This window comes from Streptomyces sp. NPDC054866, from assembly GCF_053610745.1.
Genome location: NZ_JBSGZA010000007.1, coordinates 254272 through 270858, shown reverse-complemented (window position 1 = coordinate 270858; position 16587 = coordinate 254272). Strand labels below are relative to the sequence as shown.

The 16587-nt window shown below is 66.7% G+C and carries 17 protein-coding genes and 3 pseudogenes; 10 read left to right on the top strand and 10 right to left on the bottom strand.

The genetic code is table 11. The features are described from left to right. Positions 1-131 precede the first annotated feature (131 nt). Positions 132-1364, top strand: a pseudogene (gene thrS / locus ACWGI2_RS32305) (threonine--tRNA ligase); the annotation flags it as partial. 65 nt (positions 1365-1429) lie between these two features. Then, positions 1430-1951 (top strand): hypothetical protein, encoded by a 522-nt coding sequence (locus ACWGI2_RS32300; protein WP_453699228.1) that lies wholly within the window; start codon positions 1430-1432, stop codon positions 1949-1951. A gap of 10 nt (positions 1952-1961) precedes the next feature. Here ACWGI2_RS32300 and ACWGI2_RS32295 read toward each other — a convergent pair. Together ACWGI2_RS32295 and ACWGI2_RS32290 are read right to left on the bottom strand one after the other, a co-directional pair. After that, positions 1962-2546, bottom strand: a pseudogene (locus ACWGI2_RS32295) (transposase). Next, complete coding sequence (locus ACWGI2_RS32290) at positions 2522-3103, bottom strand: DUF6461 domain-containing protein (protein ID WP_453699226.1); 582 nt, start codon at positions 3101-3103, stop codon at positions 2522-2524. The pseudogene ACWGI2_RS32295 and the gene ACWGI2_RS32290 overlap by 25 nt, the downstream one beginning before the upstream one ends. A 299-nt stretch (positions 3104-3402) precedes the next feature. On the opposite strand from ACWGI2_RS32290, the gene ACWGI2_RS32285 reads away from it, so the two are divergent. After that, entirely contained in the window at positions 3403-4275 is an 873-nt protein-coding gene (locus tag ACWGI2_RS32285; protein WP_453699225.1) for an NAD(P)-dependent oxidoreductase, read from the top strand. 25 nt (positions 4276-4300) lie between these two features. On the opposite strand, the gene ACWGI2_RS32280 is transcribed toward ACWGI2_RS32285, so the two are convergent. Both ACWGI2_RS32280 and ACWGI2_RS32275 read right to left on the bottom strand, forming a co-directional pair. Continuing rightward, complete coding sequence (locus tag ACWGI2_RS32280; RefSeq protein ID WP_453699223.1) at positions 4301-4750, bottom strand: SRPBCC family protein; 450 nt, start codon at positions 4748-4750, stop codon at positions 4301-4303. Positions 4751-4884: 134 nt separating this feature from the next. After that, positions 4885-5946, bottom strand: a complete 1062-nt coding sequence (locus ACWGI2_RS32275) for an alpha/beta fold hydrolase (RefSeq protein ID WP_453699221.1) — start codon at positions 5944-5946, stop codon at positions 4885-4887. A 186-nt stretch (positions 5947-6132) separates the two neighbouring features. On the opposite strand from ACWGI2_RS32275, the gene ACWGI2_RS32270 reads away from it, so the two are divergent. Continuing rightward, positions 6133-6705 (top strand): helix-turn-helix domain-containing protein, encoded by a 573-nt coding sequence (locus tag ACWGI2_RS32270; protein ID WP_453699219.1) that lies wholly within the window; start codon positions 6133-6135, stop codon positions 6703-6705. 57 nt (positions 6706-6762) lie between these two features. Here the strand turns inward: ACWGI2_RS32270 and ACWGI2_RS32265 are convergent, their stop codons facing one another. Beyond that, positions 6763-7344, bottom strand: coding sequence for a CGNR zinc finger domain-containing protein (locus tag ACWGI2_RS32265; protein WP_453699218.1), 582 nt, complete (start codon positions 7342-7344; stop codon positions 6763-6765). Positions 7345-7537: 193 nt separating this feature from the next. On the opposite strand from ACWGI2_RS32265, the gene ACWGI2_RS32260 reads away from it, so the two are divergent. Next, positions 7538-8755: an epoxide hydrolase family protein gene (locus tag ACWGI2_RS32260; protein WP_453699216.1), complete on the top strand. Its 1218-nt coding sequence runs from the start codon at positions 7538-7540 to the stop codon at positions 8753-8755. 366 nt (positions 8756-9121) lie between these two features. Here the strand turns inward: ACWGI2_RS32260 and ACWGI2_RS32255 are convergent, their stop codons facing one another. From ACWGI2_RS32255 to ACWGI2_RS32245, 3 genes are all read right to left on the bottom strand, one after another. Continuing rightward, positions 9122-9631 (bottom strand): NUDIX domain-containing protein, encoded by a 510-nt coding sequence (locus ACWGI2_RS32255; protein WP_453699456.1) that lies wholly within the window; start codon positions 9629-9631, stop codon positions 9122-9124. A gap of 435 nt (positions 9632-10066) precedes the next feature. Beyond that, positions 10067-10321 carry a hypothetical protein gene (locus ACWGI2_RS32250; RefSeq protein ID WP_453699214.1) on the bottom strand — a complete coding sequence of 85 codons (255 nt, stop codon included), beginning with the start codon at positions 10319-10321 and terminating at the stop codon, positions 10067-10069. Between the two features lie 151 nt (positions 10322-10472). Next, the gene (locus ACWGI2_RS32245) at positions 10473-10946 is read right to left on the bottom strand and encodes a hypothetical protein (protein ID WP_453699213.1); all 474 of its coding nucleotides are present in this window, start codon (positions 10944-10946) and stop codon (positions 10473-10475) included. 197 nt (positions 10947-11143) lie between these two features. On the opposite strand from ACWGI2_RS32245, the gene ACWGI2_RS32240 reads away from it, so the two are divergent. Next, entirely contained in the window at positions 11144-11608 is a 465-nt protein-coding gene (locus tag ACWGI2_RS32240; protein WP_453699211.1) for an ATP-binding protein, read from the top strand. Here ACWGI2_RS32240 and ACWGI2_RS32235 read toward each other — a convergent pair. Next, the gene (locus tag ACWGI2_RS32235; RefSeq protein ID WP_453699209.1) at positions 11547-12179 is read right to left on the bottom strand and encodes a hypothetical protein; all 633 of its coding nucleotides are present in this window, start codon (positions 12177-12179) and stop codon (positions 11547-11549) included. The two genes, ACWGI2_RS32240 and ACWGI2_RS32235, sit on opposite strands and share 62 nt — an antisense overlap. 324 nt (positions 12180-12503) lie before the next feature. Here ACWGI2_RS32235 and ACWGI2_RS32230 point away from each other — a divergent pair, with 324 nt between their 5' ends. Together ACWGI2_RS32230 and ACWGI2_RS32225 are read left to right on the top strand one after the other, a co-directional pair. Then, complete coding sequence (locus tag ACWGI2_RS32230; protein WP_453699207.1) at positions 12504-13337, top strand: PIG-L family deacetylase; 834 nt, start codon at positions 12504-12506, stop codon at positions 13335-13337. A gap of 402 nt (positions 13338-13739) precedes the next feature. Then, positions 13740-14369 (top strand): GNAT family N-acetyltransferase, encoded by a 630-nt coding sequence (locus ACWGI2_RS32225; RefSeq protein ID WP_453699206.1) that lies wholly within the window; start codon positions 13740-13742, stop codon positions 14367-14369. Positions 14370-14549: 180 nt separating this feature from the next. Here ACWGI2_RS32225 and ACWGI2_RS32220 read toward each other — a convergent pair. Next, positions 14550-14749 (bottom strand): annotated as a pseudogene (locus ACWGI2_RS32220) (ADP-ribosylglycohydrolase family protein); the annotation flags it as partial. Positions 14750-15044: 295 nt separating this feature from the next. Here ACWGI2_RS32220 and ACWGI2_RS32215 point away from each other — a divergent pair. Both ACWGI2_RS32215 and ACWGI2_RS32210 read left to right on the top strand, forming a co-directional pair. Further along, entirely contained in the window at positions 15045-15485 is a 441-nt protein-coding gene (locus ACWGI2_RS32215; protein WP_453699205.1) for a VOC family protein, read from the top strand. A 158-nt stretch (positions 15486-15643) separates the two neighbouring features. Next, entirely contained in the window at positions 15644-16102 is a 459-nt protein-coding gene (locus ACWGI2_RS32210) for an NUDIX hydrolase (protein ID WP_453699455.1), read from the top strand. Positions 16103-16587: the final 485 nt, after the last annotated feature.

Genomic DNA, 16587 nt, shown 5'->3' with positions numbered 1-16587 from the left:
CATGAAGCGCGCTGCTATGACGACGACGCCGGAGAGTGTCCCGGCGCGCTGACAGATGATCTGATCCGAAGCCCCGGGGCGAGTGCCCCGGGGCTTCGCCTTGCGGTCACTCGCCCGATGTCCGCGAGGAGACCGCCATGCATGACCACCGCAAGCTCGGCCGGGAACTGGGCCTGTTCGACACCGACCCGCTGATCGGCGCGGGTCTGCCGTACTGGCTGCCCGACGGCGCAGCCGTACGGCACACCCTGGAGGAGTACATCCGCGCCGCCGAGCGGCGAGCGGGATACCGCCACGTGTACTCACCGGTCCTCGGCAAGCGGGAGCTGTACGAGATCTCGGGGCACTGGGCGCACTACAGCGACGACATGTTCCCCCCGATGGACCTCGGAGGGGAGCAGGTCGTGCTGCGGCCGAGCCTGTGTCCTCATCACGCGGTGATCTACCGCTCCCGCTCCCACAGCTACCGCGAACTGCCCCTGCGTATGGCCGAGTTGGGAGGCATGTACCGCTCGGAACTCTCCGGAGTGCTCGGTGGGCTGACCCGGGTGCGGGCCATCCAGCTCAACGACGCGCACATCTTCTGCACCCTGGATCAGGTCGCCGATGAGGCGCAGGGCGCGCTGGAGATGATCCGCCGGGCGTACGAGGCGCTCGGCATCACCCCGACCCGCTACCGGCTCTCCCTCCCGGGCCCCGGGGGCAAGTACGTTGCCGACCCCGATAAGTGGCAACGGTCCACCGCCATGCTGACCGAGGTCCTCGACCGCTCCGGCCTGCCCTACGACGCGGCCGAGGGCGAAGCCGCGTTCTACGGCCCCAAGATCGACGTCCAGGTCACCGACGGCGCAGGCCGGGAGTCCACCCTGTCCACCGTCCAGGTCGACTTCCACCAGCCCGAGCAGTTCGACCTGCACTACATCGGCGCGGACGGCGCCAAACACCGCCCGGTCATGGTCCACCGCAGCATCATCGGCAGTGTGGAGCGAGCCGTAGCCCACCTCATCGAACAGCACGGCGGCGCCTTCCCCGCCTGGCTCGCCCCCACTCAACTGGTGATCCTCCCGATCTCCGACACCGAACTGCCGAACGCGTTGGCCCTCGCCCAACGCTGCGCCACCCTCGGTCTGCGAGCCGAGATCGCAGGACCCGACCGCGGCACTCTGGGCGCCCGCATCCGAGAGGCCCGCGTGGTTCCCTACCAGGCCGTCATCGGCGCCAAGGAAGCAGCTGACGACCATGTCGCACTACGCCTGCGAGACGGCCGCCGACTCGCCCCGCAGCCGGCCAGTGACGTACTCACCCACATCAGCGCACTCGTGGATGCCCATAGCACTGACTTGTGGGGCAGCGCTGCTGCATAGGCGGCGGTGCGATTAGCGCCTGACCGAGCTAGGGCGTCTGTCGGAAGTGCTCTAGGTTGGCTGGTGTGAGTGGGCGGGGGCGGGGTTACAAGTACGTCGGACCGGTTGAGCTGAAGGCTGCGGTCCGGCCTGGTGACGGCGGGTGTCGGATTGGCTCGGCGGCTGACTTCGGTGGCTGGATCGTAGAGCGATCGGCGGCGGAGCTGGCTGAACCGTTCACCTTCGTGATCGGTATGGATGGTGTGCTTCGGCTGGCGCCGCGGCGAAGCGAGCACGTCGCCTGTGCCGGCGGAGACATGGTTCTGAGTGCCGGAGAGATCAGCTTCATGCGCGAGGCAGACCGGTGGGCCGTGAGAGAGATCAGCAACCAGTCCACCGGGTACTGCCCGGACGTCAGCTCCTGGTCGGCAGTCGCCCGTGCCCTGGATGACGTAGCACTTGGGCGGCCCTCCGGCTTCACCCACGAGGTGGTGTTCCGGCGGTGCCCCGACTGCCAGGAGCACAACATCGTGCGCGAGGACGACTTCGTCTGCGTCTTCTGCGATAGCGATCTGCCCGCAGCGTGGAACGTGGATCCCACCGCGTGACGGCCGAGAGTCACAGCCACTCGTTGATGGCCGCTACGAGGACAGTCGCCTCGTAGCGAACGGCGAGCTTGTCGTAGCGGGTGGCCGACGCGGGAGCCAAGCTCTTGGCGGTTGCGCGCCTGGTCGGCCTTGTCAGGGATGGTGCAGCGGATCCCGCGTCGGCGCAGGTGGGCGCGGTTCTTGCGGGAGGCCAGGCCCTGTCCGCCCGCACGCGATCGGGGCGGACGCGTGGCCGGCCCACCCCGAGGCGGGGCACGCGCACCTTCTTCAGTACGGGTTCGAACTGCAGCGAGTCTCCGCGCTGTCCGGCCGTCACCACGATCGACATGGGCTTCTGACCCTGCTCGACGGGCAGGTGCAGGTTGGTGGTGAACCCGCCGCGCGATCTTCCCAGCCCGTGATCACCAGGCTCGGTGACCAGGCTTGAACAGGCCACCTGGTGGATCCGGTGCCAGGAGGCGTTCCGCTGCTACCGGCGGAACAGGTCGTAGACCCGGCCCCATGGCCCGTACTCGTCGGGCACGTCCCGCCACGGAACACCGGTTCGGACCCGGAACCGTATGCCGTCGATCAGCTGCCGAGGCCGCCGGTCCAAGGGCCCCCGAAGTCGCCTGCGGTGAGGGTGAGGCCAGTCAGGACGCGTATGGCGAGGATGAGGCAGCCTTCGGGCTCTTCGGTGGCGGCTTCGCCGGTGGGTTCACAGTCATCGGAGGCGTCGAAGCCGGCCGCGGTGAGGGAGCCGATGACGGGGTGGGTGGTGTCCACGCTGCCGGAGGGGCCGCCGAAGTAGCCGCCGGACAGTTCGAGGCGGCCGAGGATGGCGCCGTCGTGCGCGATGGTGGCCGTCTTCGTGTCGGGGTCGCGGTAGGCGCTGATGGCGGTGCGGCCGTCGGCGGTGAGGGTGCGCAGGACATCGTCGTCGAAGCCGATCCAGCTTTCGAATTCGATGGTGAGGGTCCAGCCGCCAGGCATTTCGCGGCCGAGGATGAAGGCGCCTTCACCCTGGCGCTCTTGGAGGAAGTCCGCGGCTTGGTCCAGGCCCTCGGGGCAGGGGAGGGGGCTGGTGACGCCCATGAGGTGGAGGGTTTCGATGAGTGGGTGCGGGGCGAGGGTTACGCACCAGCCTTCGCCGAACATCTCGTCCAAGTCCACGTGGGGGGCTTTCTTGTCGGGTCCGCGAGGTCCGCGAGGTCTGCGGGCCGCTGGGTTCGTGGTCATTGTGTCTAGGTGACTGAGCCCAAAGGGTAGGCGGCGCACATGAGATGAGGTGAGGAAGTTCAAGGATCGGTCGTGGCGCTCTCGCGCGCCCGCCCGGCGCAGCGCGCGTCCCTCGCTTACACACCCGTAAGTAACTACGCACTTTTTTGTGCTTACTTGAGAGATAGCAGTGCGGGCACGAAGGTGAGCGGCAGGGAGCATCTGATCACGCGAGCACGCCAACGGGAGCCCTTGTGGACAACACAGCAGTCACAGTCATCGGTCTCGGCGAGATGGGACGGGCACTCGCGGACGCCCTGATCACCTCGGGGCGCCCCACGACCGTATGGAACCGCAGCGCTGCCAAAGCCGATGACCTGGTGGCGCGGGGTGCTGTGCGAGCCGCGACGGTCGAGGCAGCCGTCCTCGCCAGTCCGCTGACGCTCGTCTGTCTGCTGGACTATGACGTCACGGACGCGATCCTTCGGCCCGTTGCCGGCGCTCTGCGCGGCCGGACTCTGGTCAACCTCACCAATGGCACGCCGACCCAGGCGCGAGAGGCGGAGGCCTGGGCAGTGGGCCATGGGGCGGCCTACCTGGACGGCGGGATCATGGCGATTCCGTCGACGGTCGCGACGTCGCAGGCGTTCGTCCTCTACAGCGGTCAGAAGGCGCACTTCGACGCGCACAAGGAGACCTTGGGGGCGTTGGGGGCAGCAAAGTACCTCGGCGCCGACGCGGGCATCGCCGCCCTGTATGACCTGGCGCTGCTCAGCGCGATGAGCGTGATGTTCGATGGCTTCTTTCACGCGGTCGCCATGGCCACCTCGCACAAGGAAGGCAACGCGGCTGGATTCACGGAGCTCCTTGTGCCCTGGCTGACGAACATGACCCAAGTGATGCCTGCGTTCGCCGCCGACGTGGACTCGGACGCGAAGCCAGTGCTTGCCCAGGGTCTCGATGTGGTGCTGGCCAGTGTGCGCAATATGGCGCAGGCGTCCCAGGACGCGGGAGTGCGCGCCGACTACTTCGAGCGCTCAGTCGCGACACTGGAGAGGCAGCTCGCCGATGGGTTGACCGTCTACACCGCTCCTGGGGTGGTGCAGCGCCTCAGGTCTTCAGGCTGAGCGTCTCCGGCCTGCGGCGCAAGCGTCACTGACCCTGCCGACCCTCCTCGGCGTAGCGGGCCAGCCCTTCCGCCATGCCCTGCATGAACTTCTGGAGGTAGCGCGGCATGACCCAGCGCAGCAGCCCGCTCGTCTCGTACTCTCCGGACCAGTGGATTACCGTCCCTGAACTGGCGGTCGGCTGCAGCTCGATGCGTGCGCGATAGTTGCGCATCGATGCGTTGAACGCGCCTTCGTAGGCCAAGAGGCGTGGCTCGACCTTCTCGGTCAGCCGCTCCCCGGTCACCGTGCGTCCCGTCCGGAAAGCCCGGACGGCACCGACACCGTCGTCCCCTCCGAGGTCCAGGTCGACCGACCGTGTCGTGTCCAGGCTGTCCACCTTGGACCACAGCGGCCAGCTCGCGGCGTCGACCAGTAGCTTCCAGACGACTTCCGGCGGGGCGCCAGTGGTCACTGTGACCTCGTATTTAGGCATGGTGTCAGGCTCCTGTGAGTGGTGATTGCCGGTGGGATCCGATCCCCGGCCCAGTAGACGCGGTTGATGCGGTAGCGGGTGGCCGGGGTTGTCCGGGCAGACGCTGATGCGGTGGCCTGATGTCCAGCCGGTCGTCACTGGGCGGCGGTGAACCTGAGGATCTCGCGCGCCACGGCGTCGGGGTTCTCTTCAGCGAGCCAGTGCCCCGACTTCGGAATCTCGACCGCGCGCGTGACATTGCGCAGCATCGGCGTCAGGGTCGGCCGGGTGGCGGCGAGTGAACCGGTCGCCGTGAGGAGGAGGGTGGGGGTGTCCGTGGGCGTGGCGGCGGCGTTGTCACGCTCGTCCTTGTCCAGGCTCCGGTAGAGCTCGAATCCCGCGTGCCGCGCGTCCGGTCGGCTGTAGGTGCGGACGTACTCGTCGGTCTCCGCCTCGGCGAAGGGGGGCTCGGTCCTCGTGCCGCCGAAAGCCGTTCCACCGTAGGCGACTTGGGTGGAGAACGCCGTGACGTACTCGCGCATGTCGTTGCGGTCGTCGACAAGCTTTTCGGGGATCGCCTGCTGGCTGTTGAAGGCCATGTGCCAGGAGAACGTCCGGTACTGGGCAGCGGGGAGCTTACGCCCGGGGAGCGGATAATCCATGTGTACGTAGGAGTTGACCTGCCGGGGGAACTGCGAGACGTACTGGGCCCCGACTCCGGCGCCCAGGTCGTGCGCCACCAGGTCGAAGTTGTCGAGGCCGATGCGATCACGCAGCAGTCCGTGGACGTAGCGGGCCAGCGTCTTCTTGTCGAAGCTCGCCGGGTTTCCCTTGCTGTCGCCGAGGCCGGGAAGGTCGAGCGCGTACACGGTGTGATGCCGGGCGAGCGCAGGCATGACCTTTCGCCACTCGTACCAGGTCTGCGGCCAGCCGTGCAGCAGCACCAGCGCCGGACCCTTGCCGCCCGTGACGTAGTGCATGCGCACGTCGCGAACCTTCGCGAACTTGTGCTTGAACGTCGCGTTGAACGCCGCGTCGTGCTTCGTCGCGGCGTCGTACGCCGTGGCCTTCCCGGTGGCGGGGGAAGACGCCGCGACGGCTCCGTCGAGCGCGTGCCACCCGACCGAGCTGCCCACGGCGAGTGAGAAGGCCAGTGCACCGGTTTGGAGGATCAGGCGTCGTCGGCCGGGACGCCTCGTGCTTCGAGTGAGTGTCATGGTGCGATCTTCAAAGACACACTTGCGGAACTGCACACCCTTTTGCAGACTTGCAAAAAGTGGTCAGCGGCCCGGAGTGGGGTCGCGAGGATCTGAGCGGACTTGTGTGAGCCCCGCCGCGGACTCGTATGAGCCCCGGCGCCTGGGCGCGGCGGGCCTGGTGAATCAGGGTGGAGGTGTCGGCCGGTGACGGAAGATCAGGCGGTACTGCAGAACGTCGGCCCGAGGCTGCGGGGCTTCCGCAAGGCCCTTGGCCTGACGCTCGCCACTCTGGCGGAGCGCACAGGGCTCACGCAGAGCACCATCTCGCGGCTCGAACGCGGACACATCCGCCCGACTCTGGAACAACTCCTGCCCCTTGCACGTGCCTACGCGGTGCCGCTCGACGAACTCGTGGCCGCGCCGTCCACCGGCGACCCGCGGGTCCACTTCCGCCCCTTCCACAAGGACGGGCTGACCTTCGTGCCGCTGGGCGTGAAGACGGGTGGCATGCGTGCGTACAAGGTGATCTACCCGCCGATGTCGAGACTCCCGGCACCGCGATTCCACATGCATCCTGGCCGGGAGTGGTTCTACGTGCTCCACGGGACGGTTCAACTCGTCCTGACCGACACCCGAACAGAACTGACGGAGGGTGAAGCCGCGGAGTTCGACACAGCCGCCCCGCACTGGATCGGCAACGCCCAGGACGACATACCGGCGGAGACCATCGCCATTTACGGGCAGCAAGGCGAGCGAGTGCACGTCACCGACGTCTGACACGCCCGCCCGGCGCGCAGTCCCGAATTCCGCAGGCTCAAGAGAGCAGAGCAACAACTACTTTGCTACTGATCCGGGGTTCTCGTTCTTATAGGCATTGAAGCGCGCCTTCTTATGGCGATTCCCGCACGTGTTCATTTCGCACCATTTGCGGGTGCGGCTTTGACTGGTGTCGAAGAAGGCTGCTTGGCAGGTCGGCGATGCACACAAGGCCAACTTTCCGTCTCGTTCGCCTGTGATGATGCTGATCGCGTCGGCGGCGATGACGCCTAGGGCGTCTTCCACGGGAGAAGCCGAGCTGAGTCGCCACTGCCGATTGCCCTCGGGCAGCGTCAAGATGGCCGCGGCCCGACCTTCAGTGCTGCAGTCATTGATGACCTGGACAGCGGAAGCAGGGAGAGGGTCTCGGCGCGCGGCCGCTGTCGCGGCGGCGTGAATTGATTCCCTCAGCTCCCGAGCGCGTTCGAGCTGGGCGGGGGTGCAGGACTCCACGGCGAGGCCGCTCACCGCTAGCCAGTCGACGAGTCGGTTCGGCGTGGGGATGCGCTCCACTGGGTCGCCCTGACGCTCCGACAGAGTCCCGGTGAAGCTGGTCGCCAGCACCTTGCCGAGACGGAATTCAGGGAATCGAGCACTCATGGAACCACCTTAGCTGGTTGCGCGCCAACATCGAAGCCTGCTAGAACCGTCTTAGCCGGTTCCAGTAGGTCCCGGGCCGGTTCCACCGATGACCAGGGGGTCTCATGACCACACACCGGTGCGTCACCGACGCTGCGACTGCCATCGATCGAGGCGTCGTCACCACGTCAGCTCACGTCGGCGGGGGCATCTCATGAACCGTCGAACCAGCGACGTGCAAGCAGAGGCGCAAGCAGGTGTGCATGCAGACGTGCATGCATTCGAAGCCCACGCAACCGACTCTGACCTCGACGACTTGCGCGCGCGACTGGCCGCAGCACGGCTGCCGGAAGCTGAGACGGTCTATCGCGCCGGGCCCGACCCGCGCCGATGGGATCAGGGTGTTCCTCTCGCCGACCTCGTCGATGTCGTGAACTACTGGCGCACCGGATACAACTGGCGGTCGTTCGAAGCGCGCCTCAGCCAGATCGGCCAGTTCCGCACCACCATTGACGATCTGGGAATCCACTTCCTGCACCGCCGATCCACCCGCGCGGACGCCACCCCTCTGATCTTGACGCACGGCTGGCCAGGCAGCATTGCTGAATTCGCCCACGTAGTAGACGAACTGGCAGATCCGAAAAACGCAGACGCGCCGGCGTTCCACGTCGTAGTCCCGTCGTTGCCAGGTTTTGGTTACAGCGACAAGCCGGCCACCACCGGGTGGGGAATCGAAAAGATCGCGGCCGCCTGGGTGGAACTGATGGGAAGGCTCGGCTACGGCAAGTTTGTAGCCCATGGCGGCGACTGGGGAGGTGTGATCACCACGGTCCTGGGCGGCAGGTTCCCGGAGCACGTTCTCGGTATCCACACAACGACCGCGCAGGCGCCGCCCGGATTGACGACGGACGGACTGACGGCGGCCGAGCGCAAATGGACCGAGGAAACCCGCGATTTCTGGAGCCACCACGCGGCGTACGCGAAGCAGCAGGCGACCCGACCGCAGACCATCGGGTACTCGCTCGTCGACTCACCAGTCGGGCTTCTCGCCTGGATCCTTGACAAGTTCGCTGAGTGGACGGACACCGAAGACAGCCCGTTCGAGAGGATCTCCAGAGACCGCGTTCTTGACGACGTCACCCTGTACTGGCTGACGCGGACCGGCGCATCGGCAGCCCGTATCTATTACGAAAGCCACGCCTCGCTCGACCCCGAACTTCGGGTCGACGTCCCGTCAGCAATCACTGTGTATCCGCGCGACGTCGAGAAGTGTCCGCGCGCCTGGGCACAGGAGCGGTTCCGGCGGATCGTCCGTTGGAACTCGCCCGAAACCGGGGGACATTTCCCGTCGCTGGAGGTTCCCGAGTATTTCGTCAAGGACCTACAAGAAGGCCTCGCGGCAGTGCTGGCCGCTAGCGGTAGCCGGTCATGACGCGGGGCGCGGCTATCCCTTGCTCGCCAGGGTTACAGCGGTCCTCCGAGGGGCCCGCCGGCTCCCGGCAGGCTCATCGAGCAGGGACCTGCGGCCCCCATCCACGGGGGTAAGTCCCCCACTCTCGCTGAATACCAACTGGCCTGTCGGTGGCTGCAGTTCATGGCCACGCTCGCCTGCGACGGGGGGCTCTGCGCCGCGAGGAGCTCGACCAACTCAACCTCACCGACGACGAGCGCGAAGCCCTCGCAGGAGACCGCGAAGCGGTCACCGCCCTTGCCGAACGCCTCGCGCACACTTCCACCCCCGCCGGCCCAACCCCGAGGGACCCCGGAACGACCAGCGCCTTCGTCCCTCGGGCTCAACTCATGAGCACCGTTTCTGTGAAGGCGCCGGGTCAGCACGACAAGCGAGATACCGAGCGAAAACCTCCTGGCTATCGGGAGTGAAGGTCCACTGCTGCAGAGTCCGCCGCAGCTCGGACTCGGTCATCCAGCCGTGCCAGGCCACCTCACCCGGGTCGGGGGCGACGACCTCCGGAAGCACGGCATCGCACACCCCAAGCCAGTGAGGACTGAGCCCGCCCCGGTTGAGGAACTTGAACCGAAGGCAGATTGTCGCCCGCGTTCCCAACTCCTCACTGAGCTCGCGGGCAGCTGCCTGCTCATAGGACTCGCCGACTCCTGCAGCGCCCCCGACCCCGAGTTCGTAATGACCGGGGAAACGGGACAGCTGATGGGCGCGTCGGTGGACGAGAAAGCGGCCTTGCTCATCACGGCACATCACCGAAGCGACTCGGTGCAGCCAGCCCTCCCGGACGGCCTCCCACCGACTGACTACCCCCAGCACACGGTCCTGAGTGTCAACGCGTTCCACGAGTTCATCCACGACGCACACGATCGCAGGCCCCACTGACACCCGCCCGGAATGCCCGGACCATCACGCAGGCAGCGGGCCCTCAGAGCAACGTCATCCCATCGAACGACGGACACAGCCCTGTCTCAATTCTCAATAACTTGCCGCCGACGTCGCCTGGCGCTATCTACCGCACGACATCCCGCGTTGGCCCACGACCTATCACTACTTCGCCTGCTGCTGACCCTGCTGGTCGCCGACGCGAGGGTGTCCGATACCGCGACCGGGGTCACCTTGCTGTTCGCGGACCGCCGCAGCCCATCCGCAGGTGCGTAAGGCCTGGGTGGAAACCGGCTACCGCACCATCGGCTGGCTCGTGCACCACCGCCGGCTCCCCCGCGACTACGAGACCCATCCGCACCGCCCACCGCACTTGGCGCGGAACCTGACCTGGGATCAGGTATCGGTCCCTAACGCCCGCCGTGCGGCGACCTGGAAGGCGGCCTCCAGCGGCTTCTTGGAAAGTTGCTTCGCGCAGGTGACAAAGCCTGTATAGGTCTCGCGGCGCACATCCGCGAGCCAACGTTTCTCCTCTGCGCGATGCTGAGCGTCGAGACTCCGGAGCTGCGTGCTGAGGGTCAGCAGCCCGCCGCCCACACCGCCGAAAGCACCGATCGCTGCGCCAAGTATCGCTGCAACGCTGGCGTCCACTCGGCGGCCCCCCTCGTTGGTTTTCAAACGTCCTACCCCTCATCCCGACCCCTCGGGCGGATGCGGCGGCAGATGAACCCTTTGGGTATCCGTAGACCCGCATCGTGCCGCGGCACACCGGTCGGTACTCCACGGAAGAACCGAGCTCTGCTCACCGCTCATCGAGGGGTGGCTGTCGGGCGAGGAATTCCTCGAACGCCGCCCTCTGCTTCGGATCCATGAAACCTTGGCGGACAGCGCGGGCCTGCTCTTCGAGCCAGTGCGCCTCGCCTGGGTCCAGGAGCTCAGCGACTACCACGCCGCCGCGGGCGACCGCCGTGCGCCCTCCCACGCGACGACGAAAGAGCGTGAACGCGCCGAATTCCACTGGGTGGGCCAGGTCCGGCACTTCCGCGTCAGCCTGGCTCTCGTCACTGGCGTCACCCTTAGGGCGGACAGTGGGCGCCCAGTGCTCCCAGAGCGCCAGCGTGGCTGCGGGCACGAGCACGGCGCGCTCCGGATCCTCACGCCCCTCCCACATGAACGTGACAGTGACGGGCTCGCCGACCGCCTCGGCCAGCCCGAGCACCCTCTCCATCTCATCGTTGATCGGGTAACCCGCCACCACATCTATCTGAATCCCCATGGTGCTTGAGGCTACTGGCTGCCTCCGACAAGCCAATTTCCACGCCTGGTACGAGCTCGCGGTTCGGCTCCGGGCCCGGGCGGTGGGCGGGAGGTGGTTCTGTGCGTACCCGAACCTTAGAAAATGGCGATGTGGGTAGCTGAGATGTGGGTAGCTGGACTGCATCGCGCAGCGCTGCTGGAAGCAAGGCGGACCGTATGGATCAGACGACAGGACGCAGTGCGCTGTTCAGCGGGTTGCTGTCGGTTTCCGAGGTGTTCGAGGGCAGTGAGGAGATCGCCGCGGCACGGTCTCTGGCCCGAACGTTCCTGACAGATGTGCAAACCGTTCATGGGCTTCCCGTGTCCGGCCGTGCGATGGGCATGGTCCAGCTGGTGGTCAGCGAGTTGGTGACCAACGTCATCAGATACGCGCCCGGGCCGTGTCTGCTGACGCTGGAGGTTCAGGGCGGCGCAGTCGAGGTCACCGTGTGGGACAGCAGCACCGCCCTCCCCGCGGTCCTGGCGCCGGATGCAGGCAGGATCGGCCAGCACGGGTTGGAGATCGTGATGGCTGTTTGCCAGAGCTTCCAGGTGCACCGGGAACCAGTGGGCAAGCGGATCACCGCGGCAATCGGTCTTGCCGACGACCCAGGCGGCGACAGGGCCGGCCGCCAGCTATGACCGGCGGCGCTCGGTCAGGCGCCGGGCTCCAACGGGCGTGAGGGTCACGAAGGGCCCGGCGCATCATGGCCCCGCCCCCCAGCCGCGGAAGGCGTCGATCGTCTGCCCTCGGGCCCTTGGGGGCGCAGCGGTTCAGCCGACAGTTGCCGCTGATCCACTTGTGTGAGGCGACCTTGTACGTGTTCTGCAGATAGCCGCTCTTCTGCTGACGGGTGCAGCCGACCCGGTTCTTGTAGTCGGCGTTGAGGTAGTAGGCGACCCCTGAGGCGTTGGACGTGCCGTTGTTCCACACGTAGTACACGTTGCGGGTCTTGGCCCAGGAGCACTGCAGGACGCCCGTGGACCAGTTGACGTCCGCCACTGGCCAACTGCAGTGCTTCCAGTCGCTGTTGTAGAAGCAGACGTCGCCCTTGTCGCAGGTGATGGCCCTGGGACTGCCGTCCCGGGTCTGGATGACCTTGCTGGTCGTTATGGAAGACGTCGTGTCGGCGGCGCCGGCCGAGGGCAGGAAGGCCACCCCGGTGAGGGCAGCTGCTGAGGTGATGACGGCGGCGCGTTTGGTGAGAGACATGCCGGTTCTCCATTCGGAGTTGGGGCTCGGAACTGGTGCTTTCAGCAGGGCCCTCGTCTCCACCCGAGGGTGTAGAGCACCGTCAACCCGCCACGGACGGACGCGGCCCGGTATGGCAGCGTCTGCCGAGGCCTGGGAGATCAAGCGGGCGCGTCGGGAACAGTTGGTCCGGTCGGCACTGTTGCATCGACCGGGGCACCGGCACCGCACGGCCGGGGAACGGAGACCACAAGGTCATCCGCCCCGCCAGGGTTCGAGCCTCAGGGTCGCGGTGCGCCCGCAGCCCGCTGGGACCAAGAGATATTTCTGCAGGAGGACTGATTCATGACTGACCGGCCTTTGACGCTCATGGCAGTACACGCCCACCCCGACGACGAGGCCACCGGAACCGGAGGGGTCCTCGCGCGGTACGCGGCGGAGGGCATCCGCACGGTTCTGGTGACGTGTACCGACGGCGGTTGCGGTGACGGACCGGGGGGTGTCAAGCCGGGCGATCCCGGACACGATCCGGCGGCCGTCGCCTTGATGCGTCGTCAAGAACTCGAGGCAAGCTGTGAGGTCCTGAAGATCAGCGATCTGGAGATGCTGGACTATGCCGACTCCGGGATGATGGGCTGGCCGAGCAACGACGCCCCCGGGTCCTTCTGGCAGACCTCCGTGGAGGAAGGCGCCGCCCGGCTCGCCGAACTCATGCGGCACTACCGGCCCGATGTGGTCGTCACCTACGACGAGAACGGCTTCTACGGCCACCCCGACCACATCCAGGCCCACCGCATCACGATGGCGGCGCTGGAGATGACGGCGCTGACACCGAAGGTGTACTGGACGACGATGCCCCGCTCGATGATGCAGCGGTTCGGGGAGATCATGCGCGAGTTCAATGAGGACATGCCGGAGCCGGATCCTGCCGAGGCCGCCGAGATGGCCAAGATCGGCCTCCCCGACGATGAGATCACCACGTGGGTGGACACCGTCGCGTTCAGCGGTCAGAAGTTCGATGCGCTGGCCGCGCACGCGAGTCAGGGCGAGAACATCTTCTTCCTCAGGATGGGCAAGGAGAGGTTCGGCGAGTTGATGGGCATGGAGACCTTCGTACGTGTCCAGGACGCCACCGGGGCGGCCGTACCCGAGAATGATCTCTTCTCCGGACTGCGCTAATCCGTCCGCCCGCTGTCCGACGGTGCGACCGACGACTGTGCCGCCCGGGAAAGCTCATCGGCCGCGCAGCGTGATTGACCTGCGACGTGCGCGAACTGTCGGGGCTGTACGTGGTCCGGTTTCCCGTGAAGCCGGGCCATCCGCACATCCCTGAGACGTGTCGTCAGTCCCTGCCAAAGTCCCTGCCAAGCGCGACTGTGGGTGCCGTGGTGGTACTGGCCGGTGGATGAGCGATGTTGGTGTCAGCCCCTGACTCCCAGGTGCGTACAACTGAGCGTCCTCAGCCGCGTAATTCATACGACATGGGGTGATGTCTCTGGAATCCTGCGGTCCCGACCTGCGGGCCTGGAGCGAAACACGGTCTGGAGCGAAACAATCTGTGCTGACAGTGGAGTGCGACGAATGAGTTTCACGCTTGAGGGGCCGGTTCTGGAGGGCACACTCGTCCGCTTGGAGCCGCTGGACCACTGCCATGCGGAGGGCTTGGCAGCGGCGGCGGATGAGGACCGTAGCTCGTACGGATTCACGTGGGTGCCTACGGCGGCCGAGGTAGAGGGGTACATCGACACTCAGCTCGCACGCGCCGCTGCCGGGAAGCTGGCTCCGTACGCGCAGGTGGAGCGTGCCTCGGGGAGGGTGCTCGGGGCCACGGCCTACTGGGATCCGCGGCCGTGGCCGACCGGAGAGGGCCTGTGCGCGGTCGAGGTCGGTTACACCTGGCTTGCGGCGTCGGCTCAGGGCACGGGGACGAACACCGAGGCCAAGTACTTGTTGTTCAGGCACGCGTTTGAGAACTGGGGGGTGGCACGCCTCGACTTGAAGACGGACGCACGTAACAGCCGTTGTCGGGCTGCGATTGAAGGGGTGGGCGCCCGTTTCGAAGGCGTACTGCGGAACTGGTCCCGGTCGTGGGCCCCCGGCGAGGAAGGTTCGCTCCGTGACTCTGCGATCTTTTCGATCACCGCAGCGGAGTGGCCGGACTGCCGGGCCAGGCTGGAAAAGCGAATCGCTCGGGACCTCGAACGCGGGTGACTGGGGCATGCCGTAGCGGATCCTCGTCGAGATCATCTGCTGACCTGCCGTTGGTCGCGCCCCCGGTTCTGGCCCTCTTTTCCCTCTTTGCGCTGACCGCCTAGCAGGGCACCTGACCGAGTAACGAACGGGGGTGGGCGGAGGAGACTCGATGGTTGCACTCCCACCTGCAACCGCTGCCATGTCCGGCAGATCCAGTCCACCCCGCTCCAGCAGGGACTCCGCGACGTGGACGGCCATCTGCGTGTCGTCAGTGGCCTCGCCGGGATCCCAGCCACCGCCTCCACACATCTCGCCACCGGCACCAGACGCGGAGAACCGCGCCGAGAAGACTCCCTGGGGGCCGAACTCGAAAGGGCGCCGCCCAAGGCGGCACCCACCGCTGAGCCGACGACCGCGCGGCCATATTCCTCCTTCGACTCCCCACCCTGGGTCTGAGACGCTCGCTACGGCTGATCGTCTTCATGGGGGCGGCCACCTGCGCCGCACCCACGCTCGGTGGTGGCGCCTGGCTTGCGCTCGCGGGTCTGCTGCAGCGGTGCTGAGGCGCGATCCGGATTCGTCGGAGTTCGGTCGTCGGAGTTCGGCGGGCTGAGAATGTCGAGAACGTGCAAGCAGTTTCGTCCCAGGCACATCAGCGGCCGCCGGCCGCACGAGGAAGAAGGAGAAGCCAGCATGGCGATTCAGCGGATGGACAACGTCGGCATCGTCGTCGAGGACATGGATGCCGCCATCGCGTTCTTCGTGGAACTCGGTATGGAGCTGGAGGGCAGGGCGGAGGTCGAGGGCCGCGTCGCCGACCAGTGCACCGGACTCGACGGCGTCCGCTGTGACATCGCGATGGTCCGGACCCCGGATGGACACAGTCGGCTCGAGCTGGCGAAGTACCGCAGCCCCACGGCGATCAGCGCCGGCCCGCGCAACCGGCCGCACAACGTTCTGGGCACGCACCGCGTCATGTTCGCCGTCGACGACCTCGAGGACACCGTTGCCCGCCTGCGCCCTCACGGCGCCGAACTCGTCGGCGAGATCGCCCGGTTCGAGGACAGCTATCTGCTCTGCTACGTCCGCGGCCCGGAGGGCATCATCGTCGGACTGGCCGAGCAACTGAGTTGAGAAGGAGGAACCCCAGGGGCTACCGCCGGAAGTCGCCGAGGAGATACTGCCGGACCTGTTCGACAAGACCGCGACCCGTCTGCTCACAGAGGCCGGAGGCACGTGGAGCCGATACGCCCTGACGATCAAGAACGGCGCCGATGACGGACAATGTCGAGATGACCCGACCTCGAATCCGTATCGCCGCATACGTGATCCGGCATCGAACAGGCCCCGAGCTGCTGGTGTTCGACCACGTCGGTAGGCCTGAGGCCGGCACCCAAGTCCCGGCTGGAGGAGCCAAATCGGGCGAAGGACTGGAAGAAGCAGCCCTTCGAGAAGTCGCCGAGGAAACCGGCCTGCTGACAGCCGCAGTGGCCCGGCAGATCGCTGTGGAGGACAAGCCTCACCCTGGCACGGGACAGCCACGACGAACCAGCTTCTTCTACCTCCAGGCACCCGCAGACACCGCCGATGCCTGGGAACACCACGTTCACGGCGACGGAGACGACGCCGGTCTAACCTTCGCCTGCCGGTTCCTCCAGCTTCCGCTGAAGCAACCATTGGCCGACGGTCAAGACGCATGGCTGGGCCGTATCGACCCGCACTGGGCCACCGATACCGGCAACGGTCGGTAATCAGCTGTCGTACCTGCATGCTGAATACGCGACACCTCAACATGCGAGCCCACCAGTCCCGGGGCCGGAGAATACCCATCCACGGGCGCGGCGCCCACCACAAGCAGGCAACAAAACCTCGGCGAGGCGGCTGGAGAGCTGGCATGCTCAGTCGCATGCATCGTTATCGAAAGGGCAATGCCGCGTAGGCCGCCGTCTCAGCTCCGCATCACCGGTCGCCGTGCATCGGGGGGTGTCAACGGAGCTTCAGAGCGTGGTCTCGCGCGTGGCTCCGGCAGGCTCGCGGCCGCCGTGGCCTGCCTGGAACGCGATCGCCTCTGGCCAGGTGCCGTGGCCAGTGCTCTCCGGGCATGGACTCGCACAGCCCACCAGCCGAAACGGCTCTCGGGCGGCTGCGGCTGCCCGCTGTGCAACCCCTTCTACACGACCGATGAGCGCGCGGTCCTCGAACTCGCTCTCCACGCCCTTCCGCCACGAGCTGCCCG

Bases quoted from the DNA above. Each gene is read 5' to 3' on its own strand.
- ACWGI2_RS32280 (WP_453699223.1), bottom strand. From the start codon at position 4,750: ATGCCTAAATACGAGGTCACAGTGACCACTGGCGCCCCGCCGGAAGTC.
- ACWGI2_RS32275 (WP_453699221.1), bottom strand. From the start codon at position 5,946: ATGACACTCACTCGAAGCACGAGGCGTCCCGGCCGACGACGCCTGATC.
- ACWGI2_RS32265 (WP_453699218.1), bottom strand. From the start codon at position 7,344: ATGAGTGCTCGATTCCCTGAATTCCGTCTCGGCAAGGTGCTGGCGACC.
- ACWGI2_RS32260 (WP_453699216.1), top strand. From the start codon at position 7,538: ATGAACCGTCGAACCAGCGACGTGCAAGCAGAGGCGCAAGCAGGTGTG.
- ACWGI2_RS32245 (WP_453699213.1), bottom strand. From the start codon at position 10,946: ATGGGGATTCAGATAGATGTGGTGGCGGGTTACCCGATCAACGATGAG.
- ACWGI2_RS32240 (WP_453699211.1), top strand. From the start codon at position 11,144: ATGGATCAGACGACAGGACGCAGTGCGCTGTTCAGCGGGTTGCTGTCG.
- ACWGI2_RS32235 (WP_453699209.1), bottom strand. From the start codon at position 12,179: ATGTCTCTCACCAAACGCGCCGCCGTCATCACCTCAGCAGCTGCCCTC.
- ACWGI2_RS32230 (WP_453699207.1), top strand. From the start codon at position 12,504: ATGACTGACCGGCCTTTGACGCTCATGGCAGTACACGCCCACCCCGAC.
- ACWGI2_RS32225 (WP_453699206.1), top strand. From the start codon at position 13,740: ATGAGTTTCACGCTTGAGGGGCCGGTTCTGGAGGGCACACTCGTCCGC.
- ACWGI2_RS32215 (WP_453699205.1), top strand. From the start codon at position 15,045: ATGGCGATTCAGCGGATGGACAACGTCGGCATCGTCGTCGAGGACATG.
- ACWGI2_RS32210 (WP_453699455.1), top strand. From the start codon at position 15,644: ATGACCCGACCTCGAATCCGTATCGCCGCATACGTGATCCGGCATCGA.